This window comes from Amycolatopsis sp. lyj-23 (assembly GCF_046549135.1).
Classification (GTDB): domain Bacteria; phylum Actinomycetota; class Actinomycetes; order Mycobacteriales; family Pseudonocardiaceae; genus Amycolatopsis.
The window spans coordinates 102,305-118,659 of record NZ_JAJPWN010000021.1; the positions used below are offsets into that span (position 1 = coordinate 102,305).

At 71.5% G+C, this 16,355-nt stretch carries 16 protein-coding genes; 6 read left to right on the top strand and 10 right to left on the bottom strand.

What is annotated here, in order from left to right:
• Positions 1-171: 171 nt before the first annotated feature.
• Both ACLJPY_RS41180 and ACLJPY_RS41185 read right to left on the bottom strand, forming a co-directional pair.
• A complete protein-coding gene (locus ACLJPY_RS41180; protein ID WP_410596395.1) occupies positions 172-2,157 on the bottom strand; it encodes a protein kinase domain-containing protein in 1,986 nt (661 codons plus the stop codon).
• A 37-nt stretch (positions 2,158-2,194) separates the two neighbouring features.
• Positions 2,195-3,160, bottom strand: coding sequence for an SDR family NAD(P)-dependent oxidoreductase (locus tag ACLJPY_RS41185; RefSeq protein ID WP_410596396.1), 966 nt, complete (start codon positions 3,158-3,160; stop codon positions 2,195-2,197).
• Positions 3,161-3,279: 119 nt separating this feature from the next.
• On the opposite strand from ACLJPY_RS41185, the gene ACLJPY_RS41190 reads away from it, so the two are divergent.
• Positions 3,280-3,828 carry a DUF6069 family protein gene (locus ACLJPY_RS41190; protein WP_410596397.1) on the top strand — a complete coding sequence of 183 codons (549 nt, stop codon included), beginning with the start codon at positions 3,280-3,282 and terminating at the stop codon, positions 3,826-3,828.
• 2 nt (positions 3,829-3,830) lie between these two features.
• Positions 3,831-4,247: a nitroreductase/quinone reductase family protein gene (locus ACLJPY_RS41195; RefSeq protein ID WP_410596539.1), complete on the top strand. Its 417-nt coding sequence runs from the start codon at positions 3,831-3,833 to the stop codon at positions 4,245-4,247.
• A 20-nt stretch (positions 4,248-4,267) separates the two neighbouring features.
• Here ACLJPY_RS41195 and ACLJPY_RS41200 read toward each other — a convergent pair whose 3' ends face one another.
• From ACLJPY_RS41200 to msrA, 4 genes are all read right to left on the bottom strand, one after another.
• Positions 4,268-5,071, bottom strand: a complete 804-nt coding sequence (locus ACLJPY_RS41200) for an ABC transporter permease (protein WP_410596398.1) — start codon at positions 5,069-5,071, stop codon at positions 4,268-4,270.
• Positions 5,068-6,045 (bottom strand): ATP-binding cassette domain-containing protein, encoded by a 978-nt coding sequence (locus ACLJPY_RS41205; protein ID WP_410596399.1) that lies wholly within the window; start codon positions 6,043-6,045, stop codon positions 5,068-5,070. Before ACLJPY_RS41205 ends, ACLJPY_RS41200 begins: the two co-directional genes overlap by 4 nt.
• A gap of 150 nt (positions 6,046-6,195) precedes the next feature.
• The gene (locus tag ACLJPY_RS41210; RefSeq protein WP_410596400.1) at positions 6,196-8,481 is read right to left on the bottom strand and encodes a M4 family metallopeptidase; all 2,286 of its coding nucleotides are present in this window, start codon (positions 8,479-8,481) and stop codon (positions 6,196-6,198) included.
• A gap of 314 nt (positions 8,482-8,795) precedes the next feature.
• Positions 8,796-9,311 (bottom strand): peptide-methionine (S)-S-oxide reductase MsrA, encoded by a 516-nt coding sequence (gene msrA, locus ACLJPY_RS41215; protein ID WP_410596401.1) that lies wholly within the window; start codon positions 9,309-9,311, stop codon positions 8,796-8,798.
• A 139-nt stretch (positions 9,312-9,450) separates the two neighbouring features.
• Here msrA and ACLJPY_RS41220 point away from each other — a divergent pair, with 139 nt between their 5' ends.
• Positions 9,451-9,819: an STAS domain-containing protein gene (locus ACLJPY_RS41220; protein ID WP_410596402.1), complete on the top strand. Its 369-nt coding sequence runs from the start codon at positions 9,451-9,453 to the stop codon at positions 9,817-9,819.
• A 25-nt stretch (positions 9,820-9,844) separates the two neighbouring features.
• On the opposite strand, the gene ACLJPY_RS41225 is transcribed toward ACLJPY_RS41220, so the two are convergent.
• Positions 9,845-10,141, bottom strand: a complete 297-nt coding sequence (locus tag ACLJPY_RS41225; RefSeq protein WP_410596403.1) for a hypothetical protein — start codon at positions 10,139-10,141, stop codon at positions 9,845-9,847.
• A 122-nt stretch (positions 10,142-10,263) separates the two neighbouring features.
• Between ACLJPY_RS41225 and ACLJPY_RS41230 the strand changes: the two genes are divergently transcribed.
• Positions 10,264-11,178, top strand: a complete 915-nt coding sequence (locus tag ACLJPY_RS41230; protein WP_410596404.1) for a hypothetical protein — start codon at positions 10,264-10,266, stop codon at positions 11,176-11,178.
• Between the two features lie 101 nt (positions 11,179-11,279).
• Positions 11,280-11,705, top strand: a complete 426-nt coding sequence (locus ACLJPY_RS41235; RefSeq protein ID WP_410596405.1) for a L,D-transpeptidase — start codon at positions 11,280-11,282, stop codon at positions 11,703-11,705.
• Here the strand turns inward: ACLJPY_RS41235 and ACLJPY_RS41240 are convergent.
• The 3 genes from ACLJPY_RS41240 to ACLJPY_RS41250 form a co-directional block, all read right to left on the bottom strand.
• Entirely contained in the window at positions 11,660-12,121 is a 462-nt protein-coding gene (locus ACLJPY_RS41240; protein ID WP_410596406.1) for a hypothetical protein, read from the bottom strand. The two genes, ACLJPY_RS41235 and ACLJPY_RS41240, sit on opposite strands and share 46 nt — an antisense overlap.
• Positions 12,122-12,262: 141 nt before the next feature.
• The gene (locus tag ACLJPY_RS41245; protein ID WP_410596407.1) at positions 12,263-12,703 is read right to left on the bottom strand and encodes a hypothetical protein; all 441 of its coding nucleotides are present in this window, start codon (positions 12,701-12,703) and stop codon (positions 12,263-12,265) included.
• A 79-nt stretch (positions 12,704-12,782) separates the two neighbouring features.
• Positions 12,783-15,554, bottom strand: a complete 2,772-nt coding sequence (locus ACLJPY_RS41250; RefSeq protein ID WP_410596408.1) for a tetratricopeptide repeat protein — start codon at positions 15,552-15,554, stop codon at positions 12,783-12,785.
• Between the two features lie 424 nt (positions 15,555-15,978).
• On the opposite strand from ACLJPY_RS41250, the gene ACLJPY_RS41255 reads away from it, so the two are divergent.
• The gene (locus tag ACLJPY_RS41255; RefSeq protein WP_410596409.1) at positions 15,979-16,350 is read left to right on the top strand and encodes a DUF742 domain-containing protein; all 372 of its coding nucleotides are present in this window, start codon (positions 15,979-15,981) and stop codon (positions 16,348-16,350) included.
• Positions 16,351-16,355: the final 5 nt, after the last annotated feature.

A 16,355-nucleotide genomic window follows, 5' to 3' on the forward strand; every position in this document is an offset into this window, starting at 1 on the left:
TTCCCGGCGGCCGCACCGTGGAGGGAGTCGGGCCGAACGCCGCTGCGGTTACCTGTCGTTATTGGTTCGAGTCCGGATTCACTGAATCGAATTACCCGCTGTTTCGGGCCGTTTTCCGCACCAGGGCCATTGGGCCCGGTTTCGCGCGCCGGAGGTCCCGCGTGCCCCGGCTCAGGTGGTCTGGCCGGAGCCCTTGCCCTTGGTCTGGCCGGGCGGGGTGGTCTTCTCGGGCTTGCCCGGCTTCGACGGCTGTCCGGCGTCCGACGGCTGGCCGCCGTCCGAAGGCTGGGTGGCCTCGGACGACGGGGCGCCGGAGGTCGGCCCGGCGACGGTCGCCGGGGTTCCGCTGGTGACGGCGGCCGGCTCGAGCGAGGCGGGTGCGCTGGTACCCGGCTGCGGACCCGCGCCGCCGGAGCCGGGGTGCGGTAACCGGTTCCCGTTTTCGGCGAGCGGGGTCGAAGCGGCGGGTGTCGAGGAAGCGGCGGGCGAGTTCGCGCCGGGTAGCTGGGACGGCGTGCCGGTCCCGGATCCGGGCTGGACCAGCAGCACCGCGGCAACGACAGCCGCGGCGGCGGCGGTCAGCCCGCCCGCAACGGCCAGCCGCCGACGCCGCCGGCTGTCGGCAGGGGCCGGCGGGACGTCGTGGACGCGGGTCGGCGTGTTGCCGAGGGGCTGCGTGTGGCCGATGGGCCTGGCGGCGGTCCAGCCGTGGTTGGCGGGGTGGGAGGCCGAAGCGTTGTCGGCAGCCGAAGTGGCCCCGGATGCGGGCCGACTGCGGTCGGCTTGGCCGGCGCCCGGTGCCGTGCCGGGCCGATCATGCTCTGTGGGCGCTGCGGCGGCCGCTGCGCCGGCGCCCGGGACCGCTCCTGCGGGCCAACCCTGGTCGGCTTGGTCGGCGACCGGCGTCGCACCGGCGGCGGGCCATTCGTATCCCGCTGAGTCTGCGCCCGATGCCATAGCGGCAGCGGCGGCCGCACCGGCGGCCGGCACCGCCTCCGCGGGCCCACCGTGGTCGGTCTGGTCGGCGATCGGCGTCGCACCGGCGGCGGGCCAGCTATTCCCCGCCGAGTCCGCGGCCACCGCCTCCGCGGCCCCACCAGACTCCGCCGAGCCCGCGACCGCCCCCACACCGCCCGCAGCCACCGCACCCGCAGCCGAACGGCGGCGCCACCGGGGGCTGCGCTCCGTCCGGGTCCACGGCGACGCCGGCGGGGGAGCGTGCAACATGTCCAACGCCTTCGCGGCCGTCGGGCGGTCGGCCGGTTCACGTTGCGTCATCCGGCGCAACGTGTAGCCCAGGGCCGCCGGTGCGTCCTCCGGGATGCGGGGTGGTCTCGTCAGCCGGGCCATCGCCGCCTCGACCATCGTTCCCTGGTACTCCCGTTGGCCCGTCAGGCATTCCAGCAGGATCAGGCCCAGCGCGTACACGTCCGCCGGCGGGCCCGCGGGTTCGCCCGACACCTGCTCCGGTGCCAGGTACGCCGCCGTGCCCGGGATCAGGCCCGTGCCCGTGATGTGGGTCGTGTCGAGGGCGTGGGCGATGCCGAAGTCGCCGATCAGGGGACCGTCCGCGGACAGGAACACGTTGGCCGGCTTGAGGTCGCGGTGCACGATCCGCTGCGCGTGGACGTGGGCCAGCGCCTCGGCGAGCCCGTCGGCCAGCGCCGTCACGTCCGCCGCGGGCATCGGGCCGCCCAGCAGGCGCTCCGCGAGGTTCTCGCCCTCGACGAGCTGCATCACCAGGTACGTCCGGCCGTGTTCGGTGCCGCTGTCCAGCAGCGCCACCACGCCCGGGTGGCTGATGCTGCCCTGGATCGTCATCTCGCGCAGGCGGCGCCGCTGGTCGAGCGCGACCGCGTCGCGGTCGTAGATCTTGACGGCGACCTCGCGGTTCAGCCGCACGTCGTAGGAACGGTAGACGCGGGCGGTGCCGCCGCTGCCGATCAGCCTGCCGACCTCGTAGCGGCCGCCCAGCAGACCCGGGGGCCGCTCGTCGTCGAGGGCGCTGCGCGGGGTGATGGTGAACTCGCCCAGTGCGTAGCGGCCACGGGTGACCTCCGCCCCGTCGTCAGTCGGCGGGCGCCCCGTTCTCCCGGCTTCGTCGGCCACGGGCGCCAGGTACCCCGGACCCGTGCTCGGCAAACGTCGGAAGATCACGGGAAAAGTATCGTCCGGGGGCCCGCCGGCGTGACAATCAGGGCCGCGCGAACGCGTCCACGCCGGTGAGCTGCGCCGAGAGCGTCCACAGGCGCGCGGCCTGCTCGCGGTCGACGGCGTACCGGCGGACACCCGACGCGGCGAGGCCCTCGGCGTCGTCCGGCGCGAGCTCGGCGACGTCGCAGTCCTCCAGGTACAGCCCGCCGAGCCCGGCCAGCTGCGGCGAGGTCGCGGCCCAGACCGTCGTCGCGGCGCCCTGCTCGGGCGTCTTGAACTTCACCAGGTAGTTCCCGGCCTCGTCGATCCAGCCGCGTTCGATCATCTCCTCCCGCGGCAGGTGCCGCTGCAGCGGCGTCATGATGCCGCCCGGGTGCAGCGCGAACGCGTGGACGTCCTTTTCGGCGCCGAGCTCGTCGAGCCGGACGGCGAAGAGGACGTTGGCCGTCTTCGCCTGCCCGTAGGCCTGCCACTTCTCGTAACCGGTTTCGAACTGGACGTCGTCCCAGCGGATCGGCGAGTAGTGGTGGCCGCGTGAGGACAGCGAGACCACGCGGGCACCCTCGGCGACGGCCGGCCACAGCCGGTTGACCAGCGCGAAGTGGCCGAGGTGGTTGGTGGCGAACTGGGCCTCCCAGCCCGGGCCGACGCGGGTCTCGGGGCAGGCCATGACGCCGGCGTTGGCGATGAGGAGGTCGATCCGCCGTCCGGTCGCCAGGAAGCGCTCGGCGAAGGCGCGGACGCTGTCGAGGTCGCCCAGGTCCAGCTCGTCGACCTCGGTGCTCGCGATCCCGGCGAGCGCTTCCTCGGCGATCTCGCGGCGGCGGGCCGGGACGACGACGTGGGCGCCGGCGCCGGCCAGCGCGCGGGTGGTTTCCAGGCCGATCCCGGAGTAACCGCCGGTGACGACGGCGAGCTTCCCGGTGAGGTCGACGCCTGCGACGGCTTCGGCGGCCGTGGTGGTGGCGCCGAAGCCCGAACCGATCTTGTGCTGTGCGGTGGTCATGCCTCCGACGCTACGAGCTGGAGTGCGCTCCAGCGCAAATCGCGGACGGGGCCGAAACAGGGGACAATCGGGGGGAGAGGCGCAGCCGACCCAGGAAGGCCGACCCAGGAAAGGCACTGATGTCCGACTACTACGGGAACCAGCCCCAGGACGTCCGCCCGGGGATCGACGCGCGCCGCCTGTGGGCGGGCGGCGTGGCGACGGCGGTGGTGGCGGCCCTGCTGGCGGTCGTCGGGTTGTTGATCGCACGCGGGATCTTCGAGGTCGAAGTGCTCGCCCCAAAAGGCGAAGGCGTCTGGGGCAACGCGAGCACCACGACGTACGCGCTGGTCGCCGCCGCGGTGGCCCTGCTCGCCACCGGGCTGATGCACCTGCTGAGCGTGGCGACGCCGGCGCCGTCCCAGTTCTTCGGCTGGATCATGGTGCTGGTGACGTTGATCGCGGTGGTGCTGCCGCTGACGCTCACGGTGACGCCGAGCGCGAAGATCGCCACGGCGGTGATCAACCTGGTGATCGGCCTGGTGATCGCGGCGGTGGTGAACAGCATGGCGGCCAGCGCCCGCACCCTGCACCGGCGTCGCACGCAGCAGACCAACGCGGCGGCGCCGCCGCCGACCCGCCGGCAGTGGACCCAGCAGGACCCGCCGACCCGCTACTACGACCGGTGACCATGGACATCCGGGAGACCAATCGCCGGGTGATCCAGCAGTTCCGCGCGGGCGGCGAAGTGGAGGGCATGCACCGGGAGCGCCTGGCCCTGCTGACGACGACGGGCCGCACGTCCGGCGAGCCACGCACGGTCCCGTTGATGGTCCACCGCGACGGGCCGCGGTGGCTGGTGGTGGCGTCCAACATCGGCGCGCCCCGCCACCCGGACTGGTACCTGAACCTCGACGCCGACTCGCGGGTGCACGTCGAGGTCGACGGCCACGAGTTCGACGCGGAGGCGTTGCCCCTGCTCGGGGCGGACTACGTGCGGACCTGGACGGAGCTGGAGGAGGAGTACCCGTTCCTGGCCGACCACCAGGCCAAGGCGCGGCAGGCGAAGCGGGTGATCCCGATCGTGGAGCTGTCCGAAGAGGACTGAACCAGTCCTCTTCGGACTGCCTACTTGCTCGCCACCCGGCGGTACTTCGCCGTGGCCAGCGGGGCGAAGACCGCGATGATCGCCACGCAGCACACGATCGCGTACAGCGCCGCGTGCTCCGCCGGCCAGCCCGTCTGCTGCGGCCCGAACCGGTTGCCGAACAGGTCCCGCGTCGCGTTGATCACCGCCGTGAACGGGTTCCAGTCCGCGATCGCCTTCAGGAACGGCGGCAGGGTCCCCGTCGGGACGAACGCCGAGGAGATGAAGCTCAGCGGGAACATCCAGATCAGCCCCAGGCTCTGCGCCACCTCCACGCTGCGCGCCGCCAGGCCGATTAGCGCGCCGACCCAGGACAGGGCCCACGCGAACATCAGCATCACCAGGTAGCCGAGCAGCGCGTCCCAGACGCTGCCGCGGATCCGCCAGCCCACCAGCAGCCCGCACAGCGACATCACCACCAGCGCCACCACGCTCACGACCAGGTCCGACGTCGTGCGGCCCAGCACCACCGCGATGCGGGACATCGGCAGCGAACGGAACCGGTCGATGATGCCCTTCTGCAGGTCGTTGGCGAACCCGATCACCGTGAACGCCGAGTTGAACGCCACCGTCTGGGCGAAGATCCCGGCGATCAGGAACTCGCGGTACGCCGCGCCGCCCGCTTCGCCGCCGATCGCGTTGCCGAAGACGTACGCGAACAGCAGGACGAACATGATCGGCTGCAGGGTCGCCGCCATCAGCCAGTCGGGGTTGCGGCGGACGTTCATCAGGTTGCGCCACGTGACGATCCCGCCGTCGGAGATGCCCTTCGCCAGCGCGTTCATTTCGCAACCTCCTCGGCCGCGGAAGTGCCGTGGCCGGTCAGGGACAGGAAGACGTCGTCGAGCGTCGGGCGGTGCAGCCCGACGTCCTGGACCGTGATGCCCTGGGCGTCGAGCCGCCGCAGGGCCTCGATCAGCGCCTTCGGCCCGGTGTCGACCAGGATTTCGGCCCGGCGCGTGTGGTCGTCGCCCGCCGGCTCGCCGGTGCCGACCTCGCGCAGCACGGCCAGCGTCGCCGGCAGGTCCGCGGCCGAGGCGACGACCAGCTCCAGCCGCTCGCCGCCGGTCTGGGCCTTGAGCTCGTCCGCCGTGCCGCGGGCGATCACCCGGCCGTGGTCGATCACCACGATCGAGTCGGCGAGCTGGTCGGCTTCTTCGAGGTATTGGGTGGTCAGCAGCACCGTCGTGCCGTCGGCCACGAGCTCCTTGATCACCGCCCACGTGTCGAGGCGCCCGCCCGGGTCGAGGCCGGTGGTCGGCTCGTCGAGGATGACGACGGCCGGCTCGGCGACCAGCGCGCCGGCCAGGTCGAGCCGCCGGCGCATGCCCCCGGAATAGCCCTTCGCCGGCCGGTCGGCGGCCTCTTCGAGCCGGAACCGCGTCAGCAGCTCCCGGGCGCGCGAGCGGGCCGCGGCCTTCTTGCGGCCGTAGAGCCGCCCGACCATGTAGAGGTTCTCGAACCCGGTCAGGTTCTCGTCGACGGCCGCGTACTGGCCGGACAGCCCGATCCGCTGCCGCACGGCGTCCGGCTCGGCGAGCACGTCGTGGCCCGCCACCCACGCCTCGCCGGAGTCCGGCCGCAGCAGCGTGGTCAGGATCCGCACGGTCGTGGTCTTCCCGGCCCCGTTCGGGCCGAGCAGGCCGAGCACCTGCCCGGCCGGGATGTCGAGGTCGACGCCGTCGAGCGCGCGCGTCGATCCGTAGGTCTTCACGAGCCCGCGTACCCGGACGGCGAGGCCCGGTTCCGGTGCCGGCATGTCGGCTCCCCCCTTCAGGTGACCACCGACAAGCTAGGCCACGCTGCCCGGTCTGTCCTCCGGGTTTATCCCTGAGCCGCCGAGCGCCCTCCGGGAAACGCAGCAGCGGGGAGACCGGTTTCCCGGCCTCCCCGCCTCAGTGCGCTAGCTTCAGCTCAGGGTGACGGCCACGTCGTCGACGACGAACGAGGTCTGCAGCGAGCTGTCTTCGGTGCCGCTGAACTTGAGCGCCAGGGTGCCGCCGGCCGCCGACGAGACGTCGATGGTCTTGAGGGCGTACCCGGTGTTCTTGTTCAGGTTGGAGTAGCTGCCCAGCGTCGTGCTGCCGTTGGAGACGGTCAGCTTGTCGTAGGCGGTCGTGGTGGTGGTTTCCGCGGTGTCGATGTGCAGGTAGAACGTCAGGCTGGCGTGGCAGCCCGCCGGGATGCTCACCGACTGGGCGACGGCCTCGGTGTGGGTCGAGCCGTAGCCGTCGAGGTAGGCGCTGTAGGTGCCGCCGTGCGCCGCCTCACCCGAGGACGCCCACTGGCCGATGCTGCCGGTGTCGCCGGTCCAGCTGGTGGCACCCGACTCGAAGCCGCCGTTGGCGACCTTCTGGCCGGAGCAGCCGCCGGTGGTGCCGACGGTCCAGGTGAACGACGCCGTGCCGGTCTTGCCGGCCGAGTCCTTCGCCGTCACCGTGACGTTCGAGGTGCCCGCGGTGGTCGCGGTGCCCGAGATCGTGCCGGTGGAGGCGTTGATCGACAGGCCGGCCGGGAGGCCGGAGGCGGACCAGGTGTAGGGCGCGGTGCCGCCGGAAGCCGACAGCGGCAGGTTCACCGAAGCGCCGGTCACGGTGTTCTGGTTGCCCGGGTTGGACACGGTGACCGTGCCGGTCGCCGAGCACGTCGGGTCGGCCGACTGGGCCGGCACGCTGATCGCGTCCCACGCCGCCTTGACGGTGTTGAACTCGGTGCAGCTGCCCGGGAACAGGTTCTTCGCCGCGGTCAGCGTCCAGGTGCGGTACTTCAGGTACGAGCTGCCGGAGGTCTTGAGCAGCATCGCGTTGTAGAAGATCTTGACCGCGTTCTGCACGCCGAGGCCGGTGATCGACGAGCTGTTGCACGTCGTGCTGGTCGGCTGGCCGTTGCTCGGGTTGGTGCCTTCGGCCAGCAGGTAGAACCAGTGGTTGCCCGGGCCGGCGGCCGCGTGCACCTCACCGTTGGGGACGGAGCTGTCGTAGCAGTTCTTGTCGCCCAGCGCCGACGGGTTGTACATGTTGCGGATCGGGCCGGAGCCGACCAGGTTGATCTGCTCGCCGACGAGGAAGTCCGGAACGTCGTAGGGAGCGGGCTCGTTCGCGAACCACTCGGTCGAGGCGCCGAAGACGTCCGCGACGAACTCCTGGGTGCCGTTGCCGGAGATGCCGCCCGGGGTGTGGTCGTCGATGCCGTGGCCGTGCTCGTGCGCGACGACGTCGATCGAGCCGATCCACTGGTTCTGCGAGTTGTGGCCGATCTGGACCTGCGTGCCGTCGTAGTAGGCGTTCTCGTCGGCCAGGCCGACGCGGATCGGCCAGCCGCCGCCGTTGCCGTCGAAGCTGTTGCGGCCCAGCCACTGCGAGAGCATCTTGTTCTCGGTCTGGGCGGCGAACAGCGCGTCGACGCAACCGGTTTCGCGGCTGGTGGCGTTGCCGTTGCCCCAGCTGTCGGTCGTCTTGCTGAACGTGGTGTTGTTGGCCGCGTCCTGGCAGGACGTGTTGGTGATGGTCGGGTCCTTCAGCGAGTACGTGCTGCCCGAGTGCGTGGTGTCGAGGTGCACCGGGTTCGGGCCGTTCCAGGCCGAGGTGCCGTCACCGTGCAGGACGTGCTCCTGCGTGTGGAGGACCTTGCCGGTGGCGGCGTCGACGATGACGTCGAGCCGGCTCGGGCCGTCGGCGTCGCGGCCGACGACCGTGCTCTTCCAGGCCAGCGTCGGCGCGCCGAGGGCGAAGACGACCTGCTCGGCCGGGCTCACGCTGTCCACGGCGGACAGCTGCTGCCGCGCGGTGGCTTCGGCGGCGGCCTTCGTCACCTTGGCGCCGGTGGTGGCGAGGTTGATGGTCTGGTCCTGCGCGACGGAGGTCCCGAGCACCTGGCCGGTCGAGTTGGTCGCGACCACGAAGTCGCCGCCCACGACGGGGAGGCCCTTGTAGCTGCGCTCGTAGGGGATGTACTGGAGCCCGTTGGTGGCGGAAATCGCCTTCTGAGCCAGGAAAACGTCGTCCGCGCTGGCGTGCAGCGCGGCCGGCCTGCTCGCCACGAGCCCGGCGGCCGCGGACACGGCCTGGGCCTGGGCGCTGGGGACGGCGTTCGGGGCGGCGTTCGGGGTGGGTTGGGCCTGTGCGGTGCCGGTGATGCACAGCGCGCCGACGAGGACGCCGGTTGCTGCCAAGACGACAGGACGTCTCAGATCCATCGAGGATTCCCTCCGGGCAGGGTGAACCAGACCCGGGTTCGTGGCCGGGTCTGAACAAGGGGACGAGAGATGTTGCCGTGGAACGAAAATCAGGATCCGGTGCCGAAGCCTCGTGAACAAGCGACTAACGTACGGTCTTATCTACCGGACGCAATAACTCCCAAAAAGGACAATGTTCATCATTGGGATTCGATTGCGCGATCGTCCATACTGGACTCGAGGTGGATCACCGCCGTTCGGGTGATCTTGGCTTGGGCTGAGACGACGAAGGCCCCCTCGCCGAGCGCGGCGAAGGGGCCTTCGGTGGAACGGGGTCAGGCGGTCGTCTCACGCTTCGGGAGCTTCCAGCCCGGGCGCACGAAGTGGCACGTGTACCCGTTCGGGATGCGCTGCAGGTAGTCCTGGTGCTCCGGCTCGGCCTCCCAGAAGTCGCCCACCGGGCTGACCTCGGTGACGACCTTGCCCGGCCACAGCCCGGAGGCGTCGACGTCGGCGATCGTGTCCTCGGCGACCCGCTTCTGCTCGTCGTTTTCGAAGAAGATCGCCGAGCGGTAGCTCAGGCCGATGTCGTTGCCCTGGCGGTTCTTCGTCGTGGGGTCGTGCACCTGGAAGAAGAACTCGAGCAGGTCGCGGAACGTGGTCTGCGCGGGGTCGTACACCACCTCGATGGCCTCGGCGTGCGTGCCGTGGTTGCGGTAAGTGGCGTTCGGGACGTCGCCGCCGCTGTAACCGACCCGGGTCGAGATCACCCCGGGCTGACGGCGGAAGAGCTCCTGCAGGCCCCAGAAGCAGCCGCCGGCCAGGACGGCCCTTTCGGTTGACGTGGTCACGGCGTCACTCCTTCTCCTCGTGCGGTGCTACCGCCTGGTACAACTGCCGCCGGCGTCCCATGATTCCACGCGGGTATTACGGAAGCCTGACGTCCGTGCGACCATGGGCCCGGGACGGGGACGGCTCCCGGGAGGCGCGATGCGCGAAGACGACATCGCCTCGGAACGCTCCGGCGGCGCACTCGTCGTCGAGCTGGGTATCACGACGGCCCCGCGCTGGGCGACGGTCCTCGAGACGGCGTTGGGCGAGCTCCCGTGGCCCCGGCTGCTGGTCGTCGACCTCGGCCGGCTGGACTTCCTGTCGGTCCACGCCGTGCACGCGCTGCTCGACCTGTTCGAGCTGTGCCGGACGGGTGAAGTCGCGGGCTGCCTGATCGTGCCCGCCGGCGGCGACGTCGAGCGAGTGGTCCGGCTCACCGGGCTGGCCGGGCGGGTGCCGGTGTTCCCGCACCGCCTGCTGGCGATCGCCCGGTACCAGCCGGCGGAGATGCGCTGGCTGCCCTGCTGAGCGGCTGGTCAGGCGGGTGCGCGGCTCACTCGCCGCGCAGGGAGCGGCGGATCTCGGCCAGCCTGTCCTTCGCCGCCTGGTCGCGGTCGGCGATCTTCTTGTCGAGGGTCTCGGCCGTGTCGTCGGTGCCGAGGCCGGCGACGTCGACCGACCCCAGTGACGTCGTGTAGCGGTTTTCGATCTTGTCGCGGACGAAGTCGAAGCTGGGCACCCCGCCCTCGCTGTAGTCCGGGTCCGGCAGCGGCGGCGAGGGGACCGCCAAGGCCGCGGTGGGGGTCTCGTCGACGATTTCGCCCTCGACCACGTTCGGGTCTTCGCTCATCTCCCGACCTTAGCGCCGGTGTGGGCAGTCCTGCCGCGGTCAGTGGGTAATTCGGCCGTGGGCCGGTGCGGCGCGGTGGGGAATTCTCGACGCGCACAGCCGGTGTCCGGAGGGAGCAGACCATGAGTGCCGGGGCCTACCGCGCCGAAACGGCGGAGATGGGGGCGGTCGTCAGGGCGGTCGAGGACGTCGGGTCGTCGTTCCTGTCCGCCACCCGCGACCTCGAAGGCCTGGTGCTGGACGCGCTGTCCTTCGCCGGGATCGGCAGCGGGGTCGCCGCCGCGAACACGGCGTTGCACTCGACGCTCGGCAGCGCGCTCCAGAAGCTGCTCGGCCTGCTGACGAACGTGAACCAGAACGTCCAGACGGCGGCGGACGGCTACCGCGCCGCCGACTCCGACGTCGCCCAGGCCTACGGCGGCGGGCCGGGCGGAGGTGGCGCCGCAGCGGCGGCCGCGGTCGCCGCGCCGCCGCAGCTGGACCCGCGCGTCGTCGACTCGATCATGCGGTCCGAAGGCACGACGGGGGAGCAGGGCGGCGTGCCCGAGGCCTACGGCTTCCGGCAGAACATGCACAACGGCTACGACCGGATCATCGCCGCGCGCGAGCAGTACGGGATCGGCAGCGCCGAGGAACGCGCGGTCGTCGCCGACCTGATGACCGCCAACGCCCGCACGGCGGGCGCCCTCAACTTCACCGACCCGGGCACCCAGGCCGCGATCATGTCCGGCGCCCACATGCGCGGCGCCGGCGGCGTCCGCGCGATCCTCAACCACATGGCGGGCGACGACATCGTGCGCAGCTCCCGGACGCTGAGCGACGCGGCGATCCAGCACGCGCAGGGGCTGACGCCGGAGCAGTTCCAGCAGGAGTTCCGCGACGCCCGCGTCGAATACGACCGCCAGGTCTACGGCGGGACGACGACCACGCAGGGCGGCCACACGCAGAACTGGTGGGACCGGTACGGCACCGGCCTGACCCGCCGCTACGACCGCGAGCAGACCGAGTTCCTCGGGCTTTCGCAGCCGCAGAACTGATCTCGGCGGATTTCCGGGTTTTCGCCGATTCGATGATCGCCCGGATGGGCACTCTCTTTGTGTAGCCGAACGACAACGGGAGGCACACGATGTACCGGAGGATGATCGCACTCCTGGGCGGGGTCGCCGCGATGGCGGGGACCGTGGCGTTCGCGGGAACGGCCGAAGCGGCATCGACGCCGTGCAGTGCCGAAGCGAAGGCCTGCGTCCAGCGAAGTTCGAATACCGCGTGGCTGACCGACGGCGCCGGGAACGTGACGTACGGCGGCGTCCCGATCACGGTGGGGCTGCCGAAGTACCCGACCCCGCTGGGGAAGTTCCACGTGCAGTACAAGGACATCGACCACTACAGCAAGCAGTTCAACGGGCCGATGCCGTACTCGGTGTTCTTCACCACCACCGGGGTCGCGTTCCACCAGGGCAGCCTGAAGGCGAAGTCCCATGGCTGCGTGCACCTTTCGCACGCGGACGCGGTGAAGTTCTACAACTCGCTGAACCCGGGTGACCTCGTCGAGGTCGTGCCCTGATCCGTCCGTTGTGGACGGCCGAGCAGCGCACCGGCGACGGCGCCGAACACGAGGTGGTCCAGGATCTGCGGCCCGCGCGGCAACGCCTGCACGGCGGGGTACGCGTGGGCGGCGATCCCGAGGTCGAGCGCCGCGATGATGAGACCGGCGATCGCCCCACCGGTGGCGCCTAGCCGGTGGTGACGGGCGGTCGCGGTGAGCACGGCGGTCCATCCGGTGGAGACGATCACGTGAGCGACCAGCCCGGCGGCGACGCCGGGCTGGTTGTGTCGTCTTGGTAGCAGGGTGCCGGCGGCGCGGGTGGCGGCGAGGATGTCACGGCCGGTGAGCAGGGCGTGGACGGTCGACGGTATACCGCTCACGACGGCGGCGATGGCGCCGGCTCGTGCTGGTCGGCTGGCGAGGATGGTGCGCACGGTCGACGGTATACCGCTGACTGCTGCGAGAGCGCCTGCTTGGCCGGTAAGGATGGTTCGCACAGTCGACGGTATACCGCTGACGGTGGCACGGCGCGGGTTCATGCAGATCTGCAGGGGACGGGGTCGACGGTATACCGTCTACTGCATTCGCTCGCGTCCGGCCAAGTATGCCGCGACCCGGATCCGGAGGCCGCGCACGCAAGGGAGCGCGATCGTGAACGCCAGCGCCGGCCGGTAGCCGGGCCATGGGCCGCCGTGAGTGCAGGGGCCGGCGAAGTACACGAAGCCGTCTTCGTCGTCGAAGCGCCCCGGAGACCACACCGCCGCGTCACCCCTGCGGCCGTCCCGGGCCATCCAGTAGGCCTTGTGCTTCATGACGCGGCGCAGCTGCTCCGCAAACCCCGCCAGCTCGGCTTCCGGCAGCCCCAGACCCCGGCCGCTCCACACGCGCGGGGTGCGTTCGGAGGTGCGGGCGGGGCAGCCGAACGTCACCGCGGCATGCGTGTACTGCCGGGTCCAGCGAGAGTTTTTCGGTGCCTGGGCGGCGAAATCTGGTCCGCCGGTGAGTTCCAGCGTCATGGGGGAACGATAGTCGATCAAGCACGAACGGGTACCGCCGCGCGGGTGTCGATCATTGCTCACAGAGTGTATACAGTATTCAGTAGGCAGCGAGCAGACCGCGTACCACCTCGGCCTCCGGGGCGCGCAACTCCCGATACGCCGCCAGCGCCGCCTCCAGGTTGGACACCGCCTCCGGGTGGTTCCCCGCCGCGAGGTGGGCCACGCCCAACCCGTGTTGGGCCAAAGCCTGCTCTCGGAGATGACCGGACCGGCGGGCCAGCGCCAACGCCTTCTCGTACAACTCGATCGCCTCGGCACCCGTCTTCGTCGCCGCGAAGTCGTTGAGGGCCGTGACTTCCAGGTTCGTGTTCCCGCCTTCGTGTGCGAACTCCAGCGCCCGGCGGAAGTGGTCCTCGGCTTCTTCCAGCCGCCCCAAACCCGCGTACGCGCTACCCAAGGCCGCCAGTACCGGTCCACCCAAGCCCGCTGATCCGAGGTCCTGGGCGATGCGGCCGCTCTGGTGCAGGTACTCGATCGCCTGAGCGTGGTCGCCGCACCAGCGGTGGTGCTCTCCTATGTTGCACAGCGCTATTCCCTCCAGCAGCGCGTGGCCCGTCCGGCGCGCGGCCGCGAGGGCGAGGTCGTACTGCTCGCGGGCCTCCGGGCGGCGGCCGCGGATGTCGTCGATCGTGGCGATGCTGTTGCGCGTCATGCTCTCCAGCAGGTCGCTCCGCTGCCGCAACGCCAGTGACAGCGCCTGCTCGAGGTGCTCGGCAGCCGCGTCGAACCGGCCCAGGAAGATCAACGTCATGCCGACCGCGTGGGTTGCGAATCCCCGCTCGCGGGTGCCCGGGCCGGTCAGTGCCAACGCCGTCGTGTGCAGCGCGAGTGCGTCATTGTGGTGGGCCGCGATGTACAGGTACCGCCAGAGCGTCGCCGACAAGCGGACCACGTGCCCGGCCAACGCTTCCGGGGCGCTGGTGGCCAGCGCCAGCATCGTGGCCCGCTCGGCGTCCAGCCACGTGCGCGCCGCCTCGCCGGACGTGAACGACGGGCGCGGCCCGGGCACCTGCGGCCGCAAGTAGGGCTCGTGCGGTGAGAACAGGTCCATGGCCGCCGACGCCCCGCTCAGGTAGTGGTCGAACAGCCTCGTCGACGCCGCGAGGCGGGTCGCGGCGTCGTCGGACACCGCCACCAGTTCGGCCGCGTACAGCTTGACGAGGTCGTGCATCCGGAAGCGGCCCGGCTGGTGCTCCTCCAGCAGGTGGGCCGCGCACAACTCCCGCACGGGCCGGGCGTCGCCGAGCAGGGCCGTCGCGGCCGCGCGTCCGATGTCCTCCGTCGGTACCAGTCCCAGCAGGCGGAACGCGCGGGCCGCGCCGGTGGAGAGCGAGCGGTAGGACGCGCCGAACACCGCGCGCAGGCTCGCGGTCAGCTCGCCGGTGTCCAGTGCGTCGAGCCGGCTTTCGCGCAGCTCGGCGGCCAGGGTGGACAGCTGCCGTCCCGGCTGAGCCGCGACGCGAGCCGCCACGATCGCCAGCGCCAGCGACAGCCCGCCGCACCGGTCCAGGATTTCCCGGGCCGCCTCGGGCTCTTCGGCCAGCCGGGCCTCACCCAGCTTGTCCTCGAGCAGGTCCCGCGCCTGGCCTTCGTCGAGGGTGCCCAGCGGCAACGCCTCCGCGGCGTGCGTGGTGAGCAGGCCGCCGAGCTCGTGCCGGCTGGTGACGAGCACCGAACAGGACGATCCGCCGGGCAGCAACGGCGTCACGTGCCGGGTGTCCCGCGCGTTGTCCAGCACCACGAGCAGCCGCCGCCGGGCCGTGAGGCTGCGGTAGAGCGCCGCCTGCCCGTCCGGCTCCGGCGGGATCGACGCCGGCGCCACACCGAGCGCGCCGAGGAAACCGCGGACGGCGCGCTCGGGCGGCACCGGTTCGCGGGCCGGGTCGAACCCGCGCAGGTCGACGTACAGCTGGCCGTCGGGGAACCGGTTCGCGTGGTCGGTCGCCCACCGCACGGCCAGCCACGTCTTCCCGAGACCACCCGCGCCGGAGATCACCGCGATCGCGCCGAGGCGGGCCAGCATCCGGTCGAGCTCGGCCAGCTCGGCGGTGCGTCCGGAGAACGAGGACGCCGCGGCAGGCAGCTGCCGCGGTTCCGGCCCGCCGCCGGCGAGGATCCGCTCGTGCAGCCCGCGCAACCGCGGGCCGGGGTCGGCGCCCAGCTCGTCCGCCAGGCGGGCCCGGACCTCTTCGTACGCCCGCAGTGCGTCGGCCGGACGTCCGTCGAGGAACAGCGCCTCGATCCGCTGGGCCGCCGCCCGTTCGCCGTCGGGGACGGGCCGGGCGAGCACTTCGGCGTGGGCGCCGGTGCGGAGCCGGAGGTCGTCGCGGTCCAGTTCGGCCGCTTCGCGCTTGCGCTCGAGCTCACGGCGAACCTCGGCCACCCAAGGAGAATCGAGCTCGCTCAGCGGCGTCCCACGCCAGAGCGCCAGGGCTTCGTCGTACAGCGCGAGAGCAGCCTGGTCCTCCGCCGTCGTCCGCGCCTGCCGGAGGAGGCTTTCGAACCGGTGGACGTCCACCGTCCACGGGTCGGCGGTGAGGACGTAGCCGCCGCGTTCGCGTTCGATGGTCACCCCGTCCAGCGCGCTCAGCAGCGCACGCAACCGCGAAACGTAGGCGTACAGGGAGTTGCGGGGCTGCCGCGGCGGCCGCTCGCCCCACACGCGGTCGATGAGCCGGTCCACGGGAACCGTCCGGCCGACGTCCAGGAGCAGCACCGCGAGCACGTCACGCTGCCGCGCGGGCCCGAGGTCGAGCCGGGTGCCGCCGGCTTCGGCTTCGACGGCACCCAGCACCCGCAGTTCCGCCACGACTGCCCCCTCCCTGACTCAGGCGTAGCGGATCCGCGGCGTCCGGGCAAGGTCTCGCCAAGGTTTTGCCAGTGGCCCCGGCGCACCGTGACGGCACGGACGACGAGGGGAGCCTTCGATGATTTCCGACGCCTACTTGCACGCACGGATAGCCGAGGTGCAGGCGGAGTTCGCCGCCGCCCGGCGGTGGCGGCGAACGATGACGCGCCTGCTGGCCAACGCCCGGAAGGCGCGGAAGCGGACAAGATTGTCAGGAGTCTGAGTAATCCCGCCGGATGACCTTCATCCCTCGGGGTGGTGTCGCCCAACGGCGTGCCCCTGACCAGTAGTTTACCGTCCGTTAGCCTGTTCGGACGATTGCGGTGGAGTCGATCACGGTGTCGAATAATCGCCTACAAGGATTAATCGCCGTGAGGAGCTGGCTGTGCACTGGGGGACCGCGCTCGACGACGGAGGGGCCGCTGGGCTCGTTCGCCCGTACTTCCGCACCCACGGCCGGACGCGTCCGACGCGTGATCTCCCCGTCGAGACGCTCGTCTCGACCACCGCGCGCGGGCGGGCGATGACGCGCGGGAGCACGGCGGAAGAGTCGGAAATCTGCGTGCTGTGCCGCACTTCGCAGTCGGTGGCCGAGGTCGCCGCGCGGCGGCGGCTGCCGCTCGGGGTGGCTCGCGTCCTGCTCTCGGACCTCGCGGACCGCGGGCTCGTCGCCGTGCACACCGCGAAGCGCGGCAACGGCAACCGGCCGAGCATGGATCTGATGAAGCGCATCCTCCACGGCCTCAGCCGGCTCTGACCGCA